Annotated in this window: 15 protein-coding genes and 1 pseudogene; 5 read left to right on the forward strand and 11 right to left on the reverse strand. The window is 55.5% G+C overall.

The window, feature by feature from the left end; translation table 11 throughout:
* Positions 1-448: 448 nt before the first annotated feature.
* The 8 genes from K9N21_10885 to K9N21_10920 all read right to left on the reverse strand — a co-directional run bounded on the left by K9N21_10885 (position 449) and on the right by K9N21_10920 (position 10,782).
* The gene (locus K9N21_10885; GenBank protein MCF8144413.1) at positions 449-3,046 is read right to left on the reverse strand and encodes an FAD-binding oxidoreductase; all 2,598 of its coding nucleotides are present in this window, start codon (positions 3,044-3,046) and stop codon (positions 449-451) included.
* 156 nt (positions 3,047-3,202) lie between these two features.
* Positions 3,203-3,949 (reverse strand): ABC transporter ATP-binding protein, encoded by a 747-nt coding sequence (locus K9N21_10890; protein MCF8144414.1) that lies wholly within the window; start codon positions 3,947-3,949, stop codon positions 3,203-3,205.
* A gap of 5 nt (positions 3,950-3,954) precedes the next feature.
* Positions 3,955-4,722: an ABC transporter ATP-binding protein gene (locus K9N21_10895; GenBank protein MCF8144415.1), complete on the reverse strand. Its 768-nt coding sequence runs from the start codon at positions 4,720-4,722 to the stop codon at positions 3,955-3,957.
* Position 4,723: 1 nt separating this feature from the next.
* The gene (locus K9N21_10900) at positions 4,724-6,430 is read right to left on the reverse strand and encodes a long-chain fatty acid--CoA ligase (GenBank protein ID MCF8144416.1); all 1,707 of its coding nucleotides are present in this window, start codon (positions 6,428-6,430) and stop codon (positions 4,724-4,726) included.
* Positions 6,431-6,599: 169 nt separating this feature from the next.
* Positions 6,600-7,640 carry a branched-chain amino acid ABC transporter permease gene (locus K9N21_10905; protein MCF8144417.1) on the reverse strand — a complete coding sequence of 347 codons (1,041 nt, stop codon included), beginning with the start codon at positions 7,638-7,640 and terminating at the stop codon, positions 6,600-6,602.
* Between the two features lie 4 nt (positions 7,641-7,644).
* Positions 7,645-8,514, reverse strand: coding sequence for a branched-chain amino acid ABC transporter permease (locus tag K9N21_10910; GenBank protein MCF8144418.1), 870 nt, complete (start codon positions 8,512-8,514; stop codon positions 7,645-7,647).
* A 96-nt stretch (positions 8,515-8,610) separates the two neighbouring features.
* On the reverse strand, positions 8,611-9,885 hold the full coding sequence (locus tag K9N21_10915; GenBank protein MCF8144419.1) for an ABC transporter substrate-binding protein: 1,275 nt from the start codon (positions 9,883-9,885) through the stop codon (positions 8,611-8,613).
* Positions 9,886-10,077: 192 nt separating this feature from the next.
* Positions 10,078-10,782, reverse strand: a complete 705-nt coding sequence (locus K9N21_10920; GenBank protein MCF8144420.1) for a MerR family transcriptional regulator — start codon at positions 10,780-10,782, stop codon at positions 10,078-10,080.
* 403 nt (positions 10,783-11,185) lie between these two features.
* Here K9N21_10920 and K9N21_10925 point away from each other — a divergent pair, with 403 nt between their 5' ends.
* Positions 11,186-13,318 (forward strand): enoyl-CoA hydratase/isomerase family protein, encoded by a 2,133-nt coding sequence (locus K9N21_10925; protein ID MCF8144421.1) that lies wholly within the window; start codon positions 11,186-11,188, stop codon positions 13,316-13,318.
* 96 nt (positions 13,319-13,414) lie between these two features.
* Positions 13,415-14,626, forward strand: a complete 1,212-nt coding sequence (locus tag K9N21_10930; GenBank protein ID MCF8144422.1) for an acetyl-CoA C-acetyltransferase — start codon at positions 13,415-13,417, stop codon at positions 14,624-14,626.
* A 561-nt stretch (positions 14,627-15,187) separates the two neighbouring features.
* On the opposite strand, the pseudogene ltrA reads toward K9N21_10930, so the two are convergent.
* The 3 genes and pseudogenes from ltrA to K9N21_10945 all read right to left on the reverse strand — a co-directional run bounded on the left by ltrA (position 15,188) and on the right by K9N21_10945 (position 20,019).
* Positions 15,188-16,481, reverse strand: a pseudogene (ltrA, locus tag K9N21_10935) (group II intron reverse transcriptase/maturase).
* Positions 16,482-17,187: 706 nt separating this feature from the next.
* Positions 17,188-18,078: a tail fiber domain-containing protein gene (locus tag K9N21_10940; GenBank protein MCF8144423.1), complete on the reverse strand. Its 891-nt coding sequence runs from the start codon at positions 18,076-18,078 to the stop codon at positions 17,188-17,190.
* 1,011 nt (positions 18,079-19,089) lie between these two features.
* Positions 19,090-20,019 (reverse strand): DUF3786 domain-containing protein, encoded by a 930-nt coding sequence (locus K9N21_10945; protein ID MCF8144424.1) that lies wholly within the window; start codon positions 20,017-20,019, stop codon positions 19,090-19,092.
* Between the two features lie 655 nt (positions 20,020-20,674).
* Here K9N21_10945 and ugpC point away from each other — a divergent pair.
* The 3 genes from ugpC (at position 20,675) to K9N21_10960 (ending at position 25,605) form a co-directional block, all read left to right on the forward strand.
* Positions 20,675-21,775 carry a sn-glycerol-3-phosphate ABC transporter ATP-binding protein UgpC gene (gene ugpC, locus K9N21_10950; protein MCF8144425.1) on the forward strand — a complete coding sequence of 367 codons (1,101 nt, stop codon included), beginning with the start codon at positions 20,675-20,677 and terminating at the stop codon, positions 21,773-21,775.
* A gap of 97 nt (positions 21,776-21,872) precedes the next feature.
* Positions 21,873-23,699: a glutamine--fructose-6-phosphate transaminase (isomerizing) gene (gene glmS / locus K9N21_10955; GenBank protein MCF8144426.1), complete on the forward strand. Its 1,827-nt coding sequence runs from the start codon at positions 21,873-21,875 to the stop codon at positions 23,697-23,699.
* Positions 23,700-24,276: 577 nt separating this feature from the next.
* Positions 24,277-25,605 (forward strand): glutamine synthetase family protein, encoded by a 1,329-nt coding sequence (locus K9N21_10960; GenBank protein ID MCF8144427.1) that lies wholly within the window; start codon positions 24,277-24,279, stop codon positions 25,603-25,605.
* Positions 25,606-25,635 lie beyond the last annotated feature (30 nt).

Consider the following 25,635-nt stretch of genomic DNA (forward strand, 5'->3'; position numbering starts at 1 on the left):
AGACTGTTCTTGGGGCTGGAACAGACTGTATTGTAAAGCCCTGCTGCCGTCCCCAGGAGCTGTATTCGGTTTTTGTCCCGCCTCCTGGGCGGGAGGCAGAGACCCCCACGGGAAAACTTCTTCGCACGTTGCAGAGAAGTTACAGACAAAGAGTCTAAAGCGGATAACCGCAACCAACCCCGGCAAGGCGGGGCTCACACAAAGCCACGAAGCCACAAAGGGGGTTTATTTTAGGGTTTTGTAATGAATTTTTTTCTTTTTCTCTGTGTTCTTTGCCTGCCCCGCCTGCCCAGTTAAATCTTTTGTTTTCTTTATTTAACCGGGGTGAAACCTTTTCTGTGTTGTTTCACTCGGGGTGTCTCCGCCTGCCCTGTGAAACGCTTTTTTGCTCTTGTTTCACCGGGGTGTGAGTCACCAGAACCCAGTATCGAATATCCAGCATCCAGTCTCACTCCGCCATCTGCTGGGCCACGATCTCCGTGATATCCATAACCTTGATCTTTCCCCGCTCCTGCTTGGGGATCATCTTGGCGCCCTTTTTCAGGTTGTCCTTGCAGGCCGCACAGCCCGAGACGATGATCTCGGCGCCCACGGCCAGGGCGTCTCTCACCCGTTCGGCCGCGATCTCCACGGCCATATCGGGATTATTGGCCAATACCCCTCCCCCGCCGCCGCAGCACCGGGCCTGGAGCCGATTCCTGGCCATCTCCACAAATTCGAGTCCGGGGATCGCCTTGAGGATATTTCTCGGTTCCTCGAAGATCTGGAAGGCCCGCCCCAGGTCGCAGGGATCATGATAGGTGACCTTCTTCCCCAGTTCTCCCTTGAAGGTGATTTTTCCTTCGGTGATAAGTTTCAATAGATAGTGGACCGAGTGATACACCTCCATCCCCAGATCTCCGACCTCCGGGTAGATTTTCTTGAAGGTCTTGTAACATCCGGCGCACGGGGTCACCAGCTCCTGCGCACCGGTGGCCTTGATCCGTTCAATGACCTTCCGGGCATGGGGTTCAAACTCATCGGTCCCCATCAGGAACAACGGGAATCCGCAGCAGCCCTCTTCGGTGGCCAGGCTGGTGTAATCCACGCCCGCGGCATCCAGGGGTTTGATCAGGCTGGGAACCATCTTCATGTCCAGGTAGCTGGGCACGCACCCCATGAAGAGGAGGGTTTCGGCCTCCGCCTTGAGCTCCCCTTTGCTGATTTTTTCTTTGAGCGCCGGGGGATAGATGTCGATCCGATCCGCCTTGGCGCTGGCATAGACATTCCCCATCTTAAAGATATTGTCTCGAATCCCGAGCACCGGTGCCGGGGTAAGACCGGCGGTATACAATTTCTTTCGCACCCCTTCGACGATCTCGTCCACCTTGACCCGGGCCGGGCAGAAATAGGTGCAGGCCTGGCACGTGGTACAACTGTAAAAGGCCTCTGCCAGGTCCTGTGAGGGCTCGATGGTCCCGTTCAAGAGGTTAAAGGCCAGGACATTTCGCCCCCGGGCATTGCGCGACTCCCTGTGGGTCACGCTGAAGGTGGGGCACCCGAGGCGGCAGAACCCGCAATAGATGCATGCCAAGAGTTCATTGTCAACCGCCTCGCCGTAGGAATTGACCCCTTCGGGGTGTTCCAGAAAGGTCTTGAAGGCAAAGTAATCGTAGATATCGTATTTCTTCTTTTCGAGCCCCATCTTCCCGGGGTTCAGGATGTTCAGGGGATCCAGGGCATTCTTGATGGACCTCATCACCTCAAGGGCCGGCCCCAGCTGTTTTTCGATGTAGGGGTTTCTGGCAAGTCCGGTGCCATGCTCGGCCGTCACCGTGCCCCCCATCTCAAGGGCCAGATCGGCCAGTTCATCGGCCGCCGGTCGGAGCCTGTCCCATTCCTCCCGGCTCCGCATGTCCGTGACAAAGGTGGTATGCACATTACCGTCTCCAATATGCCCGAAGGTGGTAATCAACAGGTTGTATTTTTTGGAGATCTCCTGGGCCCGCGTGATCACCTCCGGGATCCGGGTGGGGGGGATGCCCAGGTCTTCGGAAATGGCCACCAGCCGGTTGCCCGGCTTGATCCTCGAGAGGGTGGGCACCAGTTTGCCCCTGGCCTCCATGATCTCCCCGGCCTTGGCCGGGTCGTCGCTCCAGGTGAATTCCTCCACCCCATATTTCCGGCATATCTCGCCGATCCGCTCCATGTCCCGGGTGACCGTCTCCTTGACCCCGTCCGACTCGATGATCAACATGGCCTCTATCTTGCTGACATCTTTTCCGATGGCCTCTTCCACCACCTTGAGGCTGTAATTGTCTAAAATCTCACAGGCGGTCAACTGGATGCCCGATCCGACGATGTCGGTCACGGCCTTTCCGGCGGCAAACAGATCGTGAAAGATGGCCAGGGCCAGGGCATTGTATTCCGGGACCGGCTGGATCTTCACCGTAACCTCGGTAATCACCCCCAGCGTACCTTCAGAACTGGCAAAGACGTGATTCAGGTCATATCCGAAGGACGACTTGGGGGTCCTGAATCCGGTCTCGATCACCGTGCCGTCCGCCAGGACCACCTTGAGACCCTTGACATAATCCCTGGCCGTGCCGTACTTGACGGCCCGGTGCCCGCTCGAATTGGTGGACATCATCCCGCCGATGGTGGCAATGAGTTCGCTGCCGGGATTGGGCGGGAACATGAGATTGAATTTCTTGAGGGCGATGTTGAGATCGTTGCAGATGACGCCGGGTTCGACCCGAGCGAAAAAGTTGTCCTTGTCGATCTCGAGAATATTGTTCATCCTGTGGACATCCAGAAGGATGCCCCCTTCTACGGGAAGCGACGCCCCGGTGGTGGCGGTTCCTGATCCCTGGACGGTCACGGGCACCTTTTCCCGGTGGGCCAGCCGCATGATGGCGGCGATCTGCTCAGTGGTCCGGGCAAAGACCACGACATCGGGGATCCCTTCATGCACCGAGAGATCCCGGGAGTAGGCGAGGCATTCCACCCGGGCGTCAAATACGTTTTCTTTTCCGACGATTTCTATAAGTTCATTCGTAAATTCCATAGGTTGATCTCCTCTTAAGGTGGGATCGGGACCGGGGGAACCCATCGGAGGGCCCTCTGCCCGAACATGGCTATTATTTAGCTATAAAGTGATTATATACCTAATATGGACGGATGATGTCAAGACGAAAGCGGATGATGAATAAACAGCTGGGACCTACAGGCCCAGGTAGGTCTTGCGGATGACCTCGTTCTGGAGAAGGTCGTTTCCATGTCCCTGGGCGATGATCTTGCCCGAGGAGAGGACATAATTCCGGGAGGCCATCTTGAACACCGTGCTCACCTCCTGTTCCACCAAGAGGACGGTAATGCCGAGTCCGCTGATTTCCCGGATTTTGCCGAAGACCTCGGCCCTTGTCTTGGGGGCCAGGCCGGTGGAGGGCTCATCGATGCAGAGCAGTCTGGGGTTGGACATCATGGCCCGGCCGATGGCCAGCATCTGCTGCTCGCCGCCCGACAAGGTTCCGGATATCTGCCTGGCGCGGGATTGGAGGACCGGAAAGAGGTCATAGATCCGGCTGAGGTTTTCCGCCATTTGCGTCTTGTCCCTGGAAAGATAGGCCCCCGCAAGGAGATTGTCTCTTACACTCATCTCCCGAAAGGGACGGCGCCGTTCCGGGCAGTGGATCAGGCCCCTTTCCACGATCCGGTGTGCGGGCACCTGGTCGATCCGCTCCCCGTCAAAGGTCACCTCCCCCTGGAGGGTGATGTCTCCTTCGGCCGAGCGCTTCTTGAGCCGGGCCTCCCAGGCCACCAGCCCGGTAATGGCCCGCAGGAGGGTCGATTTGCCGGCCCCATTGGGGCCCACCAGGCTCACCAGCTCGCCCGTGTCCACTTCCATGCTGATATCGTTTAAGAGCATGGCCCTGTCGTAGCAGACCGTCATGTGGGAAACCGTCAGCAGCACTGTCACATCTCCTCCTGGCCGAGGTAGGCCTCCATCACCTTTTCATTGGTCACCACCTCCTCGGGCTTGCCGTCGGCGATGATGGTCCCGAAGTTGAGGACGATAATCCGGTTTACGATCTTCATGAGCTGTTGCAGTTTGTGCTCTACAATAATCATGGCCGGTCCCTCGCTGTGGAGCCTGCCGAACCGGCCGCCCTTGTTGAGTCTCTGGATGGACTTGGCCATCAATTCCGTCTCCGCAGGACTGAGGCCCCCGAAGGGCTCATCCAGGAGGAGCAATTCGGGTTCGGTGGCAATGGCCCGGGCCACCTCCAGGCGCTTGAGGTCCCCCTGCGAAAGGGTGGAGGCCTTCTCCAGTGCCATGTCCGAAATCCCTGCAAACTCAAGGGCATCCATGGCCTTTGCCTCCACCTTCTTGACCCACTCCCCACGCTTCATGGCGCGAGGGGAAAGGCATGAGACCATCACGTTGGCAATGATTGGGAGCCTTCGAAAGGGCCGCATGTTCTGAAAGGTGCAGGCGATGCCCCGGTTGACGATGCCCCATGTCTTGAGCCCCACGATCTCCTCGCCCTTGTATTGGATGGAGCCGGAATCGGGCCGCAGGATGGCGGTGATCAGTCTCAGGAGGGTGGTCTTGCCTGCGCCGTTGGGACCGATCAGGCCCAGGATCTCATCCCGCCCCATGGAAAAGCTCACGTCGTTTACGGCCCGGAGCCCGCCGAAGTCCTTGCGGAGGGAATTGATCTCCAGAAAGGGTTGCGTCATATCAGATTTCCTCGGCCTCTTCTCTCAGTTCACGCCTGGAGACCTTTCCCACGTCGGTCTTGGGGAGTTCTCCTCGAAATTCGATGATCTTGGGGACCTTGTAGTGGGCCATATTCTGCCGGCAGAATTCCGTGATCTCCTCTTCAGAGACCTTGCCCCTGGCCTCGGACTGAAGGACCACATAGGCCTTGATGATCTGGCCCGCGGCCGGATCGGGCACGCCCACCACCCCGGCCGCCTTGATCTGGGGATGGCTGTAGAGGACCTCCTCCACGTGTCTGGCGAATACCGAATATCCCTTGTACTTGATCAGGTCCCGCTTCCGGTCGAAAAAATGAAAATATCCCTCATCGTCCATTCTCACCAGATCCCCGGTCCGGAGCCATTTTTTCCCCTCGATCGTAACCAGGGATTCCTCGGTCTCCTGGGGCCGTTTCCAATACCCCTTCATGATATTGGGCCCATTCAGGATCAGCTCCCCCACCTCGCCCACGGGAACGAACTCCGTCCCCTCCACATCCACGATGGCCGCATTGACCCCGGGGAGGGGCACGCCGAAGGAGCCCGCCTTGGGTCGGTTGTAGGGGGTGCTGTGGCTGACCGCAGTGGTTTCGGTCATGCCGTATCCCTCCAGGATCTTGACCCCGGTCCTCCGCTCCCATCCCTGGGTGGTGGATTCGTGGAGGGTGTCGGCCCCGCAGGCAATGAGCTTCAGCCGCTTCCAGTTCACCCGATCGGTTTTTTCGTATTCCTTGAGATATTCGAACAGGGTGGGCACCCCGTAAAAGGCCGAGGCCTCGTATCTTTCCATGGCCGAGATGATCTCATCCAGGTCCGGTGTGGTGAAGAGAACCAGGGTGGACCCTTGGATCAACCCGCTCAACATGACCACCACCTGACCGTAGATGTGAAAAAAGGGGAGAAAGGCGATTCCCACCTCTTTTCCCTCTTCGAAAATAGGCCAGAAGGCAAGTACCTGGGCCTGAAGGGCCACCATATTGCGATGGGTCAGGATGGCCGCCTTGGGAAGCCCTGTGGTCCCACCCGTATAGGGGAGGGCCGCAATGTCTTCAGGATCAATCACCACCTGCGGCGGTTCGGGCGGGGTATCCTTGACCAGGTCCTGAAAGAGATGCAATCCCGAGGCCCTGGCGCGCTCGGCAGTGGGGGCCTCCATCCCTTTGTATGCCTTGGCCAGGGCCTTTCTCCCGAACAGACGCTTGATGGCCGGGAGATAATCGCCGATATTGGTGAGGATGACATTCTGAAGGGAGACCCCGGCCTTTGCCACATTGTCATAGAGGATGTCCTCGCAGACGATGGTGGACGCCTCGCTGTCCTCGAGCTGGTGCCGAACCTCCTGGCTGGTGTATACCGGACTGATGGGCGTGACCTTGGCCCCCAGTTTCAACGCGGCAAGATAGGCGACCACATACTGGGGACAGTTGAGGAGATAGAGCGAGACCGTGTCCCCCTTTTTCACTCCCAGCCGGTGAAGTGCCGTGGCAAATCGATCGATCAGGTCCTTGAGCTTGGCATAGCTGATCTTGCTCCCGTAAAAGATCAGGGCCGTCTTCCCGCTGTATTTTGCGGCCACCTCATCGAACAGCTCCGGCACGGAGACATGGGGAACGTCCACGTCTTCGGGTACGCCTTCCGGATAGTACTTGAGCCACGGCTTTGACAGATAGGCTTCTTTAGGGTCCATGGTGTCCTCTGGTAAAGGGTTCAGGGTTCTGGATACTCGATACTGGTTGCTGGATTTTGGATACGGGTCATATTGACGGCCTCATGGGATCGAGGTTGAAAGCCCCTCCCGCGGTTCGGATCTGCGTCGAGACCATTCTTCACTCTTCATTCTTCATTCTTCACTGCCCTCAGTCCAGCGACGCCGTGCAGATCCGGCATGTCTTTCGTAAGGCCGCGTTCCGTATCTTACACCGGGGACACTGGACCTCGATCTTGTCCCGAATCCAAGGGAGGAGACCCTCCGGCATATAGAGCAGGATCAAAAGGACGACCCCGGCAAACATGAGCGTCCTGTATTCCGGCCAGAAGCGGAAAAATTCCAGCATGGGAAAGAGGATGAACACGGCGCCCACAGGGCCGTAGATGGTCACGATTCCGCCGAATATGGCCCAGATCACCACGGTAAAGGACATGGAGACCTCCAGGGTGGATGGGCCGGCGATCCGCATGAAGTGGGCATAGAGCCCGCCCGATATCCCTGCAAAGAACCCGCTCAGACTGAAGGCCAGGAGTTTGTAGCGGGTGGTGTTGATGCCCGCGGACCTGACCGCCAACTCGTCTTCCCGAATGGCATGAAAGATGACGCCTGTATTGGAATCGGTGATCTTCCACATGACAGTGCACAGGATCAGCATCAGCCCCACGGTGATATAATAGTCCCAGATCCTGGAATGGGAGAGACGTGTGAGTCCCGAAACCCCCAGTTCGCCGCCGGTGATGCCCGGCAAGGCGAAAATAATGCCCATCAGAATGATGGGAAAGGCCAGGGTGGTCAGCGCCAAATAGGTGCCCCTCAGCCGGAGGCAGGGGATTCCGATGACCAGACCGGCCAGGACGGCCGCCATTCCCCCTAAGGGGATGCTTCCCCAGGGGGGGATATGGACGTAGAGGTTCAGAAGGGCCGCGGTATAGGCCCCCACCCCAAAAAAGAGGGCGTGACCGAAGTTCATCTGGCCGGTATATCCGGATAGAAGATCCCAGCTGGCGGCCAGGATGGCGAAGATGCTGGTCAGGATCAGGATTCGGAGGGTATAGGCATCCTGGGTGAAAAGGGGCAAGAAAAGGAGGGTCATGACGAACAGGCCGAGGATGACCCGGCTGGGGAGGACCAGGACCTCATTTCTGACCACCCGATACCCTCTTCTCACATAAAACCAGAAAAGACCCATGGCGCTACCTCTCTTCCTCAAAGGAGATGCCGAAAAGACCTTCGGGACGGATCAGGAGGACCAGGATCATGATGCTGAGGGCAACCGACCCCTTGAGAAAGGCCCCCTGAGGGATCAGGAAGACCACCAACGACTCCGCAAATCCGAGGATGTAGGCCCCTGCAAAGCTCCCCTTGATGCTCCCCATGCCGCCCAAGACCACCACCGCCATCATCATAATAAGGGGGTGCATCCACATGAAGGGAGTGAGGATGGTCAGCGGCGCGATAACCGCCCCGGTGATGGCGGCCAGCCCCACGGAGACCCCCATGGCCGTCATGGCCACCCGGCTGTCGTTCATGCCCATGAGGTTGGCCACCTCCCTGTCCTCGGCCGTGGATCGTATGGCCAGACCCAGCCGGGTTTTCATGAGGAGGACCCATAGGGCAAGAAGAACGAGCAGCACCATGCCGAAGGTAAGGAGTTGCTGATAAAAGACCTTGACCCCCGAGATGGCGAAGTAGCCCTTGATCAAGGAAGGGACGCTCACATAGTCGCCGGTAAACAGGAGGAGCATGAATTCCTGCATGGCGATGGCAAGGGCGATGGTCCCGATCAGGACCGCACCCTCATGTTCCCGTATGGGATCGATGAAGAGCTTGTACGCCAGAAGGCCCAGAAGCGTGACCACAACAAAGGCGGCCAGCATCCCCAGGAGCGGATGCAGGCCCGCCTTCTGGGTGACAAAATAGATGCAATAGGCCGCCAGCATGTAAAAGGCCGTGTGTGCGATGTTGACAATGCGGGCCACGCCGAAGATCAGGGAGAACCCGATGGCCAGGAGGGCGTAGACGCTGCCGCTGATGAGACCGGTGATCACGATGTCCAGAAACATGATGCCTCCGATAAGCCTCTATTCCCATAACAAAAAGGGGCTTTCACCCCCGCCCCATCCACTGGCGGGGGTGAAAAGACCCTTGGGAACCAACCGCTATTTCTTGTATTTTTTAACGATCCAGGGTGCGATCTTGTAGGGAACCATACCCTTGTAGGTGACTTCCGGGACGCCTTCAGCAGGCTTCCACTTGTTGGGCCACACCCCCACGAGTTTTCCATCCTGCCACTGGACCCCGAGGCTGGTCAGAAAGCCGGGGCCCCACCTCAGATCGTGGAGCGGACGGTCCTGTTCGTCTTTGAGGTAATCGGCGACGCCGGAAGGGGTCTTGTGGGGGACACCCTCCTCCATGGCCTGGACCACCTTGTCTGAATCCAATGATCCCGCCTTTTCGATGGCCGGGACGATGCTGTGGAGAATGACGGTATAGGTGTCGGCCGTGTAGGTGGGCACCTCGCCATAGCGCTCAATATAGCCATGAACAAAGGGTTTGGTCAGGTCGTTGGCCTCCACATCCCTGGCATAGGTGTTCATGGTCATCACATAGTTGCCCATCCCCTGGGTGGCGTCCCAGAAACCTTCTTTCTGGGCCTCCACATTGATCCCCACCTGGGCCGCAGGGATCTTGAGCTCCCCGGCCTGCCTGGCAAAGGTAATGCCCACCGAGGCCGAGAACATGGTGAAGATCACATGGGCCCCTGAACTCTCGATGGCCGAGAGTTCGGCCGTGACATCCGTGGCCGTCTGGGAGGGTCTCCAGACGCCGGCCTCCTCCATCCCCAATTTGGGAAGGGTCTGCTGGGTCGCCGCCACCATGGGGTCCGCCCACACCTGCTTTTCAGCCACAATGGCCACCTTTATCTTGGGGATGTTGAGGACCTTCTTCAATATCCCGGCCACGGTCGCCATCTGAATAAAGCAGGTCTTGACCAGGAACATGGAGTTGAAAGGGGTTCCCCGGAAAAAGTATTTGTACCGGTCATAGTCCTTGGCCACGCGGGTGCACAGTTCGGGATGGGCCGCGCCGCAGCCGACAAAGATCTTCTTATTGTCCATGGCCACATCCTGCATGGCCAGGACCGCCTCGGTCCTGAAGCCGCCCACCACAAAATCCGCCTTGTTGCGCGTCAGGAGGAGTTCCATGGCATTGGTGGCGTCCGTGATGCTCAGAAACTCATTGGAATCCGCCTTGATCAGTTCGATTTTCATCTTCTTGTCGCCGACCTGGACGCCCCCCTTGGCGTTGACCTCCTCCATTGCCATCACCGCCCCGCCCCAGTGTCCCTTCCCCTGGACGAAATTCATGGGGCCGATAACGCCGATCTTGATCACATCCTCTGCTGCCCAGGCCGTAAAACCGGCTGTCATCATTAGAAAGACAGCCCCGATAACGCTCCAAACCGCCAATCCTTTCTTCATAGCCCGAATCTCCTTTCCGTAGGGTTTAAGGTTGGAAAAGAAAAGCCGATAACGCCGTTTACCGATTCTAACCCGGCCAAACCGGAACCCAAAGACGCTCACATAAGGCGGTAAGACACAGAGTCTTAAGAATTACCAGGGTCCTCAATTTCTGAACCCCAAATTCCCAAACCGGCTGTCTTCTTCCTGAACCAGTTTCCTGTACAGGTGGTAAAAAAAGACCCCCATGAGTTCCCGGCCTCGAATAGCCCTCTCCAGATTTTCCTGGGGCGTAAATTGATCCAGATGGGTATTGAGGAATCTTTCATGGGCGAGTTTCACGATCTTTCTAAACAAGTCGATATACTGCCTCAGAGAAGACGGGTCGAATCCGTCTTTGGGCCCGAAGCCGGCCCGGTCCAGGTCAACCAGCAGCCTCCCCATGATGACATCGTCCTGGGAGTACACCTTTTTGCCATCGGAGATTGTGGATGAAATGACGCCCCACTCCTCAAACTGCGTGAGCCATTTGGCCGCCATGCCGGTGGTATTACAGAACGCCTCTTCTCCGATCACGTCTTCTTCCAGCAACTGGTCCAGGGGACTGAAATAGCCCACGCGCAGGTCCAGAAGGGCCTTCAGCTCCGGGGATCGGTCGTGCCGTTTGATGATCTTCTTAATAAGGGAGAGGGGGAGGAAAAAATGATCCTGGATTTTTCTGATCAGGAGGATGCGCTCGATATAGCTCTCGTCATAGTCCGCGACGTTTTTTCCCTGTTTCCTGGGCCGCGGAATAAGGCCTTCCCGGACATAGAAATGGATCGTCTCTTTCGGGGCGTTGGTGAGTTTTGAAAGCTCGCTGATTCGCATTCCTGCCTCGCACGCACATATTCGGAAGGGTTGGAGACGACCCAAATAGACTTATGCCACCTATAGGCCATCATATTTTTTATGTCAAGAACAAAATGCAAATTTTCCTTGACTTACATGCATAGTATGGAGTAGTGCTCCATGCTATGGAACGCGGAAGTCGGAACGGGGAAGTCGGAAGGCGGAGCGGGAAATCCGGATCGTATTGAGGATGCGCACTGTCAAGGCGCAACGACGTTCCGGTCAGGGAAATCACCCAAGGCGGCCTAACAGCCGCAACCAAAAAATTTAGTGGTGCAACTCCCGGTAATTTTTGAGCGCTGACTGATAAAGCGCCAACTTCTCCGCACGGTGCAGAGAAGTTACCATCAAAGATTCTAAATTCTATGAGGAGATGGATGAAATGAAGACAGATTTTCAGACCATCAAGGTGGACAGGGAAGACAACATCGCCGTTCTCACCATCAACAACCCCCCTGTGAATCAGATGTCGCCCCAGATGATGACGGACTTTGCCGCAGCGGTCTCCTGGGCCTGGGCGGAAGAAGGGGTGAAGGCCGTGGTGCTGACAGGCACGGGCAAGAACTTTATTGCCGGGGCCGACATCACCCAGCTCAAACTCGTCAAACACCGCGAGGACGTGATGGCGGCGGCGCTCCAGGGGGCCCGTTTTCTCAGCAGCATCGAGACCGGTCCCAAGCCGTTTATCGCCGCCATCAACGGCAACTGCCTGGGAGGAGGCCTGGAGACCGCCATGGCATGTCACTACCGTGTGGCGGCCGACGGGGTGAACCTGGGGCAGCCCGAGGTGCAGATCGGACTCATCCCCGGGGCCGGGGGCACCCAGCGGCTTCCCAGGCTCATAGGACTTCCCAATGCCCTGGAGATGATTACTGCAGGCAACCCCATCAAGGCCCGGCAGGCCTGGTCAAGGGGTCTGGTGGACGAGGTAGTTCCGACGGAGAGTCTTCTCGATGCCGCCTTGAAAGCGGCCCGCCGGTTCGTTTCCGGAGAACTGAATCTTAGGATGCGGATGACCCGCAACGTGAATCACAGGCTTCCCAGCGCCGCGGAAAAGAGCGCGGTCCTCAATTATGCACGGGTCATGACCGCCCAGAAGGCCAGGGGCTATATTGCGCCGTTTAAGGCTATCGACGCCCTTGAGCAGGGTCTTGGATTCGATATCGACAAGGACATCGAAAAAGAGGTGGCCCTCTTCTCCGGCTGCGCCGTATCCGATGTCGCCAAAAACCTCATCAACATCTTTCTCAATACCCGGGCCGCCGGGAATCTCCCCAGAATTGCGGGCGTCCAACCCGCCCGGATCAAGAAGGCGGCCATGCTGGGGGGCGGGGTCATGGGATCAGGGATCGTCCATCTCCTCCTGCAGGGCGGGTTGGAGACTATCCTGTGGGATATCAGCGATGAGGCCCTCCGGAAGGGGCTGGCGGCTGTTCGAAAGACATTTGCTTATCCTATCAAGAAAAAAAAGATGACGCCGGCCGACCTTGACCAAAAACTCCGGCAACAGCTCACGACCACCACCTCCCTGGCCGATCTGAAGGACGTAGACCTCGTCATAGAGGCCGTGCTGGAAGATATGGAGGTGAAGCAGGGCATCTGGAAGCAACTGGATGGGATCTGCCCGGCACATGCCGTATTCGCCACCAACACCTCGGCGCTTCCCATCACCGAGATGGCCGAAGTGCTCAAGGAACCGGGCCGGATGATCGGACTCCATTTCTTCAATCCGGCCCATCGCATGCAGCTCCTCGAGATCATCTGCGCCAAAAAAACATCCGACCAGACCCTGGCCACGGCGGTCGCCTTTGCCCGTGCCATCAAGAAGGTCCCCATTGTAGTGAATGACGGTCCCGGCTTTTATGTCTCCCGGCAATTGGGCGGCCTCTTTGGGGGGTCCGTCTATCTCGTTGCAGACGGCGTGGACGGGGCCGAGATCGAGGCCGCCATGGTGGATTTCGGCATGCCGATGGGTCCGGCCGCCCTGGCCGATCTCACGGGCATCGACATCAATTACCATGTCAACAAGACCTTTGAAAAACGTCTGGGAGAGCGCTACAGGGTCCATCCCCTTACCGAGGCGATCTATAAGACCGGGTGTTACGGCCGCAAAACCGGGGCCGGTTACTTGGATTACAGCGGCGAAACGCCGGTCCCCAATAAGAAAGTTGCGGATGTGATTGCGAAATACTTGAAGGAAAACAACATCTCCCCGAAAAAGATCTCCCGGCAGGACATTGTGGACCTCATGCTGGCCAATGCCATCAATGAAGCCGCAACCATGATCCAGGAAGGGATCTGCGACCGGCCCCAGGACATGGACCTGGCCATGATTTACGGCACCGGATTCCCCCCCTATCGCGGCGGCATCCTCAGGTATGCCGACACATGGGGGATACCCAAGGTCTATGAGACTCTCCTGGCATTGGAAAAGCAATACGGGTCCCGGTTCAGGCCCGCCGATCTTTTGAAGGAGATGGCGGCCTCCGGAAAGGCCTTTTATCCCGAGGAATGAAGATTGACGAGTGAAAAGTGAATAATGAAGAATAGGGGCGGGACAAATCAACAATCGCAAATCAACAATCACAAATCCCATAGAGGAGGACTTCACATGAAAGACGTTGTGATTGCAGGATATTTGAGAACGGCCCAGTCGCGTTCCCGGCCGAACGATCCGGCCAGGGACTGGTTCTGCAAAATGCGGGGCGATGAACTCCTGGCCAAACTGATTCCGGAGCTCATCCGGAGAACCGGCATCGAGCCCAGGGAAATAGATGATTTTCTGGTGGGCTGCGCCACAGCGGTGGGGGAACAGTGGGCCTATGGCGGAAGGTTCCCCGTTTTTCTGGGCAATCTCCCCGAGACCATTCCGGCCAAGTTTCTGGATCAGCAGTGCGGATCCTCCATGGCCTGCATCCATGTAGGATTCATGGAGATCGCCATGGGATTTTCCGACATCGTCTTCACGGCGGGCTATGAACACATGACTCGCATCCCGATGGGCGGGTACACATCGGACCGCGGGCTGATAGCCCCCAATATGGCTCTCTTTCTGGATCCTTCCTATCAGCACTGGGACATGATGACGACCCTCAATATGGGGCTCACCGCAGAAAAGCTCTTTGCCCAGACCGATTTTACCAAGGAAGACATGGATCGATGGGGCGTTCGGTCCCACCAACTGGCCTCCCAGGCACAGGCAAATGGTTTTTTCAAGGACGAGATACTCCCCATCGAGGCGGAACAGGCCGACGGCACCACCCTCACCGTTGACAAAGACCAGGCGGTGCGACACGACGCGACCCTGGAAGGGATGGCCGGTCTCAGACCTGCCTTCAAGAAAGATGGGGTGATTACTCCGGGAAACTCCTCTCCGCTCAATGCCGCGGCCACCTCCATGGTGCTCATGTCCAAGGAGACGGCCAGGAAAAAGGGAATAAAGCCCCTTGCGACCATCCGCTCCGTCGGGTATGCCGGCGTGGATCCCACCATCATGGGCGCAGGACCGGTGCCTGCCAGCCGGATGGCCCTCGATAAAATCGCCATGACGCCCACAGATATGGACTACTGGGAGATCAACGAGGCCTTCTGCATCGTGGCCCTGAATGCCATGAAGGAACTCGGCATCGATCCTGAAAAGGTCAATGTGATGGGGGGCGGCACGGCCATCGGTCATGCCCTGGGGGCCACCGGCATCCGCCTGGTGGGGACCCTTGCCCGCATCCTCAACGAAAAGAAGGGACGTTACGGGTGCGCCAATGCCTGTGTGGGCGGGGGCCAGGGCGTGGCCACGGTCATTGAACGGGAGGAGTATGACTGGTAGCTGGATGCTGGATGCTCGATGCTGGATACTGGATACTGGATACTTGATACCGGGATGCTGGGATGGGGAGACGGGAGAGCTGAGGAATTGAGGGATTGAGGAATCCAGGGATTCAGGGATTGGGGGGGTTTTTCCGACCTCCGAGACCTGACTTCCGACCTCTGATCCTGGCGGATACGCCGGAGCATAACTGCCCGAGAAATGCCACGATGTCCATACCCAACCCATGGAGCGACTCGCGGCAAAAGCCCGGTTTCGACCTTGTGGATACGGTGATATACAGGCGACTTCAGCCCCCTGCCTGCCGGAGCCGCGTGCTTGTCTCCGGGTTAATAGCGCCATGACGTCACTGTATGGTGTGCGGAGCTGCGGTAGGAAAGATTGAGAAGAAGGCTGAAAAGGGTTAAGATTAGAGATTCACACACAACCGGCTTACCCTGTCGTGGCCAGTGATCAGTAGAGTCGAAGATGGGCGCGGTAGCATATAGCCCCGTTTCCCATCCCCGCTCATCAAACCGTGCATGCGGATCTCCCGCACACGGCTTTCCGACTGGATTCACCTCAAGGCACACGTCGGGCGGCTGTGATCATCGATCTTGGCAAAAGAACACCAAGCTCGCCAAATACCTTTTCTGACGGAAATCGATGGATGCCTTGCAAACGCAACTTATGCCGATCGACCAGAAAGAGTCTCACGCGGTTATAGACATTCCGCTCCACTGCACGGCTCGTGATCTGTGTCGTCCCATAACAGAAGTAAGTGAACCAGCCTCGCAAAAGCGCATTTAGCCTTGTACGCACATCTGGCCATGCCCCTTTTTCACCTGGTCTAAGAATCCCCCTTACCTTCTGCTTTAGACGTCCTATACTTTTCTTTGAAGGGCTGGCTCCCATATACGGTTTCCCCGTTTTCTTAAAATACACGGACCCAAAGGTGTAACCCAGAAAGTCAAATTGCTCTTTTTGAGCATCTCTTACCACCGTTTTGTCCTCGTTGAGTCTGAGGCCCAGCTTTTCCATGACGCCTTGCGTCCATTGCAGGGATTGCCTGGCCCGTCCTCGACTCAATATAACGAAGTCATCCGCATAGGATATGGCACCTACTTATTCGCCAGTGCTTTAGAAAGCGATTCATGTAGAGATTCGCCATCAGAGGGCTGATAACGCCTCCCTGCGGGGTGCCGAGCTTGTTCTTTCGTCCACCTGACATTTTACCTCGGCCATTTCTATCCTGCTCTTGTACCGGAGCTTTCAGCCAAAGTTTGATCAGATGCAGGATGTTACAATCTACAATCCTGCGGGCTACGCACTGCATAAGGTCGTTATGTGGAATCGTATCGAAGTATTTTGACAGATCCGCATCAACAACGTCGGTGTAGCCTTGGCACAATAGCTCGTGAACCTCTTGGATCGCATCTAATGCGCTGCGCTTGGGCCGATACCCATAAACGTTGGGCTCCAAGTCCGCTTCAAAAATTGGTTCGATCACCAGTTTGGCCGCTGTCTGAATCACCCGATCCCGTATGGTAGGAATCCCTAAAGGGCGATATCCTCCACCGGGCTTTGGGATCATAACGCGCCGCACCGGCTGCGGTTTGTATGCCTTTGCCTTTAACTCCTCTCCGATCCCGGATAACCACCCCTCCACACCCTTTGATTCGACCATTTCGAAGGTGATGCCATCAACACCAGCTCCTCCCCCATTGGCTTTAGCCAAGCGGTAAGCGTGCCAGAGGATGTCCTCCCGATAGATCTTGTCATAGAGCAGGTAAAACCGAAAATCCGGCTCCTCCTTCGCCTTGAGATAAAGCTTTCTCTGGAAAGTTCGAATCTTTTCAGGTGTTTTCAGGCTCATCACCAATCACCCTTTCTCATCTCCTTCAAAAGCACACCAGAAGTAAGGGACCTTCCCTCCATCCCGTTTCCGGGGCTTCACCGGTACTATGTCCCTCTCCGACTCCCGCTCAGGCCGAAACCTAAAGCTTCGTTACGGGTCGCTACCCCGCGCCCGGGACGGGCCTCCCACGTTGCCCAAATTACCTTCCTGACATCCTGCCCTCATTACCCCGGTGGATCGGAACAGGTGCATTTGACGGTTACTTCCCTATCCCACAGCGGCCTTCCCCGAATATTGGGCGGGTCGGCTTCCACGACTGTACTTTCGAGGCCTGCTCAAGGTTCACTCGCGTTACGGCCTGTCAGGTTGCTGCAACCTAAAAGTTTACATTTGTCCCCAGGGCTTCAGCAACGAGGTCTCCCTCCATCACTGCCTGGGTAGCTACCGGGATGTACCGACAATTTCCCGGACGGGACTTTCACCCGCTGGTAATTTGCACCTTCGTGGCGCACCAACATCTGGTGGTGTTTCACGACCCCTCAAGCTTCGAGGATGTGGCACCTACGTGGCTAATACCTGGAATTGGTAATAATCCCATATACCTGAGTGGCATGTCAAGGCTCAGTAGTCCCGGATTCTTGCCTACTACATCAGAATAATCGGACTCGAACCCCCGTCCCTTCCCATATGAATTTGATCCGATTCAGGATAACCCGCTACCCCTCTACATTCCCAGCGCCGCCTTAATCTGCCGGATCTCCTGCCTCAGCGCATCATTTTCAGCCTTGAGCTCATCCGTTTCCTTTTGATGGGCCTTAACAGCGCCGATTGTCAGAGCAAGCAACTCGTAGAGATCAACCCCTTTGCCGTCTTTTGAAAGAACCTCCTCAGGCATGTCCTCGGCTATAAATCCCAATTTAGTGTCTCCATCGCCGCCATACTCTTTCTTGTATTTATAGGTCGCAAGTTCCATATCCACCAGTTTGGCCAGCATCATCGGATAGGCAGCCGTATCAACCTTCCGAATGTCTTCCTTGTATTCCCTTGAACAGATATTGGTCCAGCTTGTACCCGCGGCATTGCCGTTAACATGAAGCTTGTAGGAAGGACTCGTTATTCCGATACCGATGTTGCCGTTTGGTTTCAACGTTATCCCATTTGCGCTGGATAGTGTTGTGTCGTACAAAAACTTCATCGCATCGTCAGCCCTATACCATCCTACAACGCCTATCTGTGAATTGTTGTTAAAGAAATTAACACTTGGAAAATCACCTTCCATTGCGTCAATCAATACTTTCGCATCATTTTTTCCCGACCCTCTAATATGAATTCTCGCAGCCGGACCCGACATTCCGATGCCGACATTGCCGAAGCTATTAATCCTCATTCTTTCCGCGCCAAGACCATTGCTGTCGTATGTGCCATCACTGGTAAAAAAAGCAATCATTCCAGGTACACTTCCGGAACTTGGCGTGCCAGCAACCCAAGCACCAATCGTAGCTGCGATTCTGTAGTTTTCGCCATCATACCCAGCGAAGTTGACCGAACCTAAGCAATCACCAAAGTTCACTATTGCCTTTGAGGCAGGGGTTCCTCTCGATTTTCTCATAATCATGCCAGCACTGGTAGTTCCATCAACACTGTTCTCTGATATTATTGGGAGGACTGGCCAGGTAACCCTGGTATGAATATGAAGGGGTGATGAAGGACTTCCAGTCCCGATGCCGACATTGCCATTATTATAGTAAATGTTACTCCCCGAAGTAATCCATGCCGTAGATTGAATGGTCCATCGGGAAACTTTATTCCGTCCGTAGTAACGCTGGTTGACCCACCTAGGACGGGCGAAGCAATGACTATGCTACCAAGCGCAAGTACTGCGACCGATAGATCAAATAGGTAGGCTTTCATTTTCATCATTTTTCTCCTTATGGTCTGGACAATTTCAAAACCCTGTTCAAAGATGACACTGTTCGGACCTCAATGAGTTGCTTGATGTCCGCTTGGATCGCAATTCGGACCCATACTAATCCTGAGGAGAGAGAATGCCCCAAATGAGGATCTGTAACAGCAGGTATCAAAACCTGTGGCTTTTCGTCCTCATCTCACGATTAGTTTGGCTTTGTTTGGCAGTATCTGTGTGTCCCCCGACAGGATAATCTCATCCTGTCAGGGTTCAGGTGTGGGGATCTTGAGGAGATGTATCACCGTTAACCTCACTGATAGAGGTCGAATGGTTGGTGAGAATTATTGCAGAATAATCAAAAGACAAAAGTCCACATAAGTCAAGAAAAATCGCCTTTGCAGGAACTCGTAATTGGTCTGTTTTCCATTTCGCGTCTGATAGATATTCAGCCGGAAATCCCAAAATATAATCAACTTCAAAAATCTGCGATCCCGGTGACTTTAGCGAAGTTGGCGATATGATTCCTTGTACAGCTGTCTGAAACACTGACAGATCTGGAAATCTCAAAAAAATCGGGGTAGGAAAACGTGAGATATGCCTTACATAGTCTCATGTCTATAATTCCGGGGCCCTTTCCGACAGGCACAAAATCTTGTGTGGCCTGGCTCTAAGAAATGTGGATATACCTGCCGCACGAAACGTCAGGGCGCCAAACTTCACTCACTGGTCAAACTTCCTTCGCGGTCCCTTGAGGAGGGCGAAGGAGACCAGATTGACCAGTCCCCAGATGCCGGAAGCTGAGAAGCACTCTTCAATAGAGCGGTCAAACAAGACCGAGATTTTGGGCTCAAATTCCGCATCCCCTTTCCAGAGGAGGTAATAAAGAGGGACCCTCGGAAAGGGGAGGAAGCGGTAGGCCGCATCGGCCATGTCAAGGGGCCGGCCTTCGCAATAGGCGGCCGCCGATGCAAACCCGGGCAAATCCTCGCCATATCTTTCCAGCAAGGGACCAAGCCTCAATTCATGCCGGCCTTTGAAGTAGTGGGCCTGTTTGAGGTCCTTGGCACTCACCATGTCCCTCCCCAGGGGATAAAGAGAGGCCACCTGATTGAGGTAGAGGAGGGTAATGAGTTCGAGGAGGGGATCCTGCATCGATCTCCACCCATCCGCGGTCTCCCTTTTCAGACACGCATTCTCCATGTCCACCAGAATATCTTCATTTAGAAAATGAAAAACCAGCCCCCCGGAGGGGTGAGCCCGAAACAGGGTCAGATTGAGGAGATTATTCGTATCCCTGGCCCTCAGCGTCTCCCAATACTCCGCGGGCACCCGGATCGGTCTGTCGTTATGATCCAGGGGGGGCGCCGCGCTGTCCAACCGGCGGTCCTGCATGGATAAAAATGCCTCGCTGAACGGATAAGGCCCGGCGCTGAAGTTCTCGCAGGGAAAGGCATGGCAGTCCCTCAAACAGTAGTCGATCCGGTTCATGACTGCACAGGCCAGGATGGTGCAGGTCCCCCCGAAGACGGCCTTCTGGGCCGCAAGCTTTTTCTGCGCTTCCGGACTCTTCCCCGGGCCGCAGGTGGAGCAGAGCCCCAAAAGACGCAGTTTGCACACATCGCAGTTGATTCCGCAGGCCCCTGTAGGCATGGTCTGACCCCTTTCGTTTCAGAGTTGCAGATGGAAATACCAGGCTTTGGTTAGTACATCTGCCTGCCAATGAATTTTATACCTGGTACCCGAACGGAAACCCGGAAAATCAAGAAACAGTGAAATATGAGAAGAGGTTCAAGATCACAGGAAGCAACTCAGAGTGGATTTTCTAATAGAAAAGGGCTGTGCGATCATGATCTTCTCGCGATCTCGGGATTTGGCCCGCCGCCGCGGTTGTCCAGAGCTTTAGACCTTAGAATCTTTGGTTGCAATCCCGCCTTGCGGGACACCATGCGGAAAAGTTGGCGCCGTATCGGTTAGCGCGTGCGGGTCTTTTTCCAAGGCACAGCCCCATAGGAAATCGTCAGGGGACTGTATGGTCTTGTTCATTGAAAAAACCCTTTTGGGGTGTTGAATAGTTGGTACCCGAACGGAAACCCGAAAAATCAAGAAACAGTGAACTATGAGAAGAAGTTTCTGTTAATGTAAAATTTGTTCCATCAATTTTCACTTCTCAATTCTTGAATATTCAATAGTGCCTGAACGGGGTTTTCGTTCAGGCACTGCCAGGATACAGGTTAGCAAATGGTTTCAGGGTTTGCAATATGTGTTATCATGCGTAAATTATTTTGATTGTAAATCGGAGGAATTGATGGCGGGTGTTCGTCTGGAAGAGATTCGAAAAGTTTATGATAATGGGCATGTGGCCGTGGCCGGCGCGACTTTTGAAGTGGCCGATGGCGAGTTCCTGGCCTTGGTGGGCCCGTCCGGCTGCGGCAAGAGCACGCTGCTGCGTATAATTGCGGGTCTGGAGACGGTCTCCCGGGGAAAGGTATTCATCGGAGACCGCCTGGTCAACCACGTGGCGCCCAAAGACAGGGACATTGCCATGGTATTTCAGAGTTATGCGTTATACCCCCACATGAGTGTGGCTGAAAACCTGGCCTTTGGTCTGAAGCTTCGTAGGCTGTCGCGGGTGGAAATACAAAGGCGGGTGGCCGGAGTAGCGGCCATGCTGGGGCTTGAAGAGGTCCTGGAGAGCCGGCCCGCGCGACTTTCCGGGGGCCAGCGCCAGCGCGTGGCATTGGGCCGTGCCCTCGTGCGCGAACCCAGCGTTTTCCTTCTTGACGAACCGCTTTCCAATCTCGATGCCAAGCTGCGGCTTTCCATGCGTGTGGAGATCGCCCGGCTCCATCGGAAACTGGGCGCCACCATGATCTACGTCACCCACGATCAGATCGAAGCCATGACCCTGGGTCAGCGCATCGTCGTGCTAAAGGGAGGGGAGATCCAGCAGATCGACACCCCCATGGTCCTGTACCAACGTCCGGAAAACCTTTTTGTGGCCGGCTTTCTCGGCAGCCCGGCCATGAACATCTTTCGAGGCTATTTGAAAGTTGCGGAGGAGCCGCATCTGGACCTCGGCGACGGTGAGATCATGCCCCTGGGAATTGCGCCTCAGGCGGTGGGGTCGTACCGCGATCGTGCAGTAGCCATAGGTCTGAGGCCCGAGGATCTGCAGCCGGCGGATGGAGATACCCCGGTTGCAAGGCCGCGCATAACGGCTGTATTGGAGGTGGTCGAGCCGGTCGGCAATGAGATTTTCCTCAATCTGTCTCATGCAGGGAAAGAAATCGTCCTGCGCACCCTGCCGAGGCCGCTGCCGGAGCCTGGCGCGACCATGACGTTGACCTTTGATTCCAAGCGGCTGCACTTTTTTGATGCCGACACCGAACGGCGCATTAACCTCTGAGATCCACGAAAAATATCGGGTTTTGAGTTGTATATCCATCTGCAAATGGATTATAGTCGTATCTTTTACCAACAACCCGAATTAAGGAGAATCTGGCATGTGTGGGATCGTGTGTTACGTGGGGCAAAAACCGGCAAAACCGATATTGCTGGAAGGATTGAAGCGGCTCGAATATCGGGGGTATGATTCTGCGGGTCTGGCTGTTCAGGAGGGTGAGACCATCCACTGGGAGCGGGCGGTGGGAAAGATCGTGGAGTTGGCCCACAAGGTGAACGGCCTGGAGATGAAAGGTACGGCCGGGATAGCCCATACCCGATGGGCCACCCACGGGAGGCCTTCGGAGGAGAATGCACACCCCCAGCGGGATCGGGATGATAACATATTTGTCATTCATAATGGGATCATTGAAAACTATCATGTTCTCAAAAAGAAACTGGAAGGGGAAGGGACTGTATTCAGGTCTGAGACCGATACCGAGGTCCTGGCCCACCTGATCGCGCGCCATTTCGACGGCGATCTCGGGGATGCGGTCCGAAAAACCATGGCCCAGGTGGAGGGGACCTTCGGGATCGGCGTGATTCACCGGCAGACCCCGGGGCAGATCGTGGTGGCCCGGCGGGGGAGCCCGCTGATCATCGGCGTCAGCGACGACGGGCATTTCGTGGCCTCGGATGTGGCGGCCATGGTGCGCTACACCAACAAGGTGGTCCACTTAGAGGAAAATGAACTGGCCACCGTGACGGCCGATGGATTTTCCATCTCCACGGCCCAGGCCAAACCGGTCCAGCGGCACACCGAGACCGTGGAGTGGCGGGCAGAGGACGCGGAGCTGAACGGCTTCCCCCATTTCATGCTCAAGGAGATCTATGAACAGCCGGCGGCCCTGGAGAATGCCATCCGGGGGAGGCTGGAGCCGGGAGAGGGGGTCCCGAAGCTGGGGGGGATCATGCCGGTCTGGGAGAGCCTCAAGGAATCGCGGCACATGGTCCTGGTGGCCTGCGGGACCTCCTATTATGCCGCCAGTGTGGGAAAATATATCTTTGAGCGTCTGACCGAGATCGATACGGAGGTGGGTCTTGGCTCGGAGTTTCGCTACCGGAAGCTCAACTTCCCGCCCAACACCTTCATTGTAGCCATCAGCCAGTCAGGAGAGACCGCCGACACGCTTGCAGCCATCAAGGAGGCCAAGCGGAAGGGGGCCCGTCTCCTCGGGGTGATCAATGTGGTGGGGAGTTCCATTTCCAGGGAAACAGAGGCCGGCATCTACAATCACGCCGGGCCTGAAATCGGCGTGGCCTCCACCAAGAATTTCACCTCGCAATTGACCATTCTGACCCTCCTGGCCCTTCTGTTGGGCCGTCATCAGAATCTTTCTCTGACCGAAGGGGTCCAGGCCATCCGGGCCCTGGAGGCCCTTCCCGGTTTGATACAGAAGGTGCTGGCCCAGGCCAACCATATCGAGGCCATTTCAGAGAAGTACTGCCACTGCACCAATTGGCTCTTTTTGGGGAGGAAATATAACTATCCCATTGCGCTGGAAGGTGCCTTGAAGCTCAAAGAGGTCTCCTATATCCATGCAGAAGGGTATGCAGCGGGGGAGATGAAGCACGGCCCCATTGCCTTGATCAACCCCGAGATGCCTACGGTCGCCATCATCCCCCAGGACGAGATGCACGAAAAGATGCTCAGCAATATCCATGAGATCAAGAGCCGCAAGGGTCCGGTGATCGCCATCGCCACAGAGGGGGATGACAAGGTGAGAGATATCGCGGACGACGTGATCGAGATCCCCTCGACCCTCGATTTTCTGAACCCCATCCTGACGGTTGTCCCCTGCCAGCTCCTGGCCTATTATTGCGCCAAGTTCCTCAATCGCGACATCGACAAACCGAGAAATCTGGCAAAGAGCGTGACCGTGGAATAGGCCCTTAAAGCCTAGTACCTTATTTCCAATAACCCTGTAACAAACAACAAGAAAATCTGTTTGTATCTCAGTACGCCTTATTTTATAGACTCACACGGAGCCACAAAGAACACAGAGAAAAGGGCATGTTCCCGTTTATTTACAAAAAAAACCTTTGTGTGCTCTGTGTCTCTGTGTGAGTCCCGCCCTGGGCGGGATTGGTTGCGGATATCCGCTTTAGAAATTGAGACTTATGAATTTTGAATTTATGGTGGAAGTGAAAGACTCCGGCGTGTGATACGGATAAGAAGGAACCTAACGGTTCTCTTTTTGAACAATGGGGCATCACACAAAACGACATTTCTGTTCTATCATACCCTGACAATCTACAAAAATGTATTTCATGCTCCCGACATATTTTCCGGGGCAACAATGATAACCCCATGCGAAACCAGTTACTTGGCACATAATCTTCCTCATTGGCACCGGGTTTGCAGAAATAGCCTGTGGAAGAGCGAAAGCCTTGGGAGAATCTTAAAAGCCAATAAACAGGATCGAGGTCCCGGCCTGCAGGACCGGGGGAGAAGGAGGAAACGCCATGGATTGTCAGAGCATAGAAGATGTGAAACGGATTGTTGAGGAAAAGGACATCAGCTTTATCCAGTTCTGGTTCACCGATGTACTGGGGGTTCTCAAAAGCTTTGCCGTTACACCGTCCGAACTGGATGAAGGCCTCACCGAGGGCATGGGTTTTGACGGATCTTCCATTCAGGGATTTGCCAGGATCGAGGAGAGCGACATGATTGCCAAACCCGATCCAACCACGTTTCAACTGGTGCCGTGGCGGAGCAATGAGCGGCCCGTGGCCAGGATGTTTTGCGATATCCTTAACCCCGACGGCACCCCCTATGAGGGAGACCCTCGATATGTCTTGAAACGACTCCTGAAGAAAGTGGAAGACAAGGGCTTCACCTTCTATGTCGGACCTGAGCTGGAATATTTTTACTTCAAGGACGACACCTGCACAGAGGTCCTGGATGCGGGAGGATATTTCGATTCGAGGCCCCTGGATATGGGGAGCAACTTGCGAAGGGATACGATCTTTGCGCTCCAGTCCATGGGTATTCAGGTGGAATACAGCCACCATGAGGTAGCCCCGAGCCAGCACGAAATCGATCTTCGGTACCAGGATGCCCTCAAGATGGCCGACAACACCATGACCTATCGGATCGTCGTCAAAGAGATTGCACGCCAGCACGGCGTATATGCGACCTTCATGCCCAAGCCGATCTTCGGAGAAAACGGGAGCGGGATGCATGTCCATCAATCTCTCTTTAAGGGGAGCAGGAATGCCTTTTATGATTCAAATGATAAATATAATCTCTCCGAGATGGCGAAGCACTATATCGCGGGAGTGATGCGTCACGCCCCGGAGATTACTGCGGTCTGCAATCAGTGGGTCAATTCCTACAAGCGACTGGTACCGGGATATGAGGCCCCGGTATACGTGTCGTGGGCCAGGAGAAACCGCTCGGCCATGATCCGGGTGCCCATGTATAAGCCGGGCAAGGAAAACGCCACCCGCATCGAATTCAGGTCCCCTGATCCGGCCTGCAACCCTTATCTTGCCTTTGCGGTGATGTTGGGCGCCGGCCTGGAAGGGATTGAAAAGAAATATGAGTTGCCGGCCCCGGTGGAAGAAGATATCTTCGAGATGAATCCGGCCGAGCGAAAGGCCCACGGGATTACCGATCTGCCGGGAAACCTCTACGCCGGGATCCTGGCCACGGAAAAGAGCGAACTGGTAAAGCGGATCCTGGGCGACCATGTGTTCCACAAATTCATTGAAAACAAAAAAATCGAATGGGACCATTACCGGACCCATGTGAGCCGGTTCGAGATCGATACGTATTTGCCGAAGCTGTAGGCGCAAGACGCAAGGCATTAGGCGCAAGGT

The sequence above is a fragment of the Deltaproteobacteria bacterium genome (genome assembly GCA_021737785.1).
Classification (GTDB): Bacteria; Desulfobacterota; DSM-4660; order Desulfatiglandales; family Desulfatiglandaceae; genus AUK324.

Bases quoted from the DNA above. Each gene is read 5' to 3' on its own strand.
- K9N21_10895 (MCF8144415.1), bottom strand. From the start codon at position 4,722: ATGACGCAACCCTTTCTGGAGATCAATTCCCTCCGCAAGGACTTCGGC.
- glmS (MCF8144426.1), top strand. From the start codon at position 21,873: ATGTGTGGGATCGTGTGTTACGTGGGGCAAAAACCGGCAAAACCGATA.
- ugpC (MCF8144425.1), top strand. From the start codon at position 20,675: ATGGCGGGTGTTCGTCTGGAAGAGATTCGAAAAGTTTATGATAATGGG.
- K9N21_10960 (MCF8144427.1), top strand. From the start codon at position 24,277: ATGGATTGTCAGAGCATAGAAGATGTGAAACGGATTGTTGAGGAAAAG.
- K9N21_10925 (MCF8144421.1), top strand. From the start codon at position 11,186: ATGAAGACAGATTTTCAGACCATCAAGGTGGACAGGGAAGACAACATC.
- K9N21_10885 (MCF8144413.1), bottom strand. From the start codon at position 3,046: ATGGAATTTACGAATGAACTTATAGAAATCGTCGGAAAAGAAAACGTA.
- K9N21_10910 (MCF8144418.1), bottom strand. From the start codon at position 8,514: ATGTTTCTGGACATCGTGATCACCGGTCTCATCAGCGGCAGCGTCTAC.
- K9N21_10930 (MCF8144422.1), top strand. From the start codon at position 13,415: ATGAAAGACGTTGTGATTGCAGGATATTTGAGAACGGCCCAGTCGCGT.
- K9N21_10900 (MCF8144416.1), bottom strand. From the start codon at position 6,430: ATGGACCCTAAAGAAGCCTATCTGTCAAAGCCGTGGCTCAAGTACTAT.
- K9N21_10945 (MCF8144424.1), bottom strand. From the start codon at position 20,019: ATGCCTACAGGGGCCTGCGGAATCAACTGCGATGTGTGCAAACTGCGT.
- K9N21_10905 (MCF8144417.1), bottom strand. From the start codon at position 7,640: ATGGGTCTTTTCTGGTTTTATGTGAGAAGAGGGTATCGGGTGGTCAGA.
- K9N21_10915 (MCF8144419.1), bottom strand. From the start codon at position 9,885: ATGATGACAGCCGGTTTTACGGCCTGGGCAGCAGAGGATGTGATCAAG.
- K9N21_10940 (MCF8144423.1), bottom strand. From the start codon at position 18,078: ATGATTATGAGAAAATCGAGAGGAACCCCTGCCTCAAAGGCAATAGTG.
- K9N21_10920 (MCF8144420.1), bottom strand. From the start codon at position 10,782: ATGCGAATCAGCGAGCTTTCAAAACTCACCAACGCCCCGAAAGAGACG.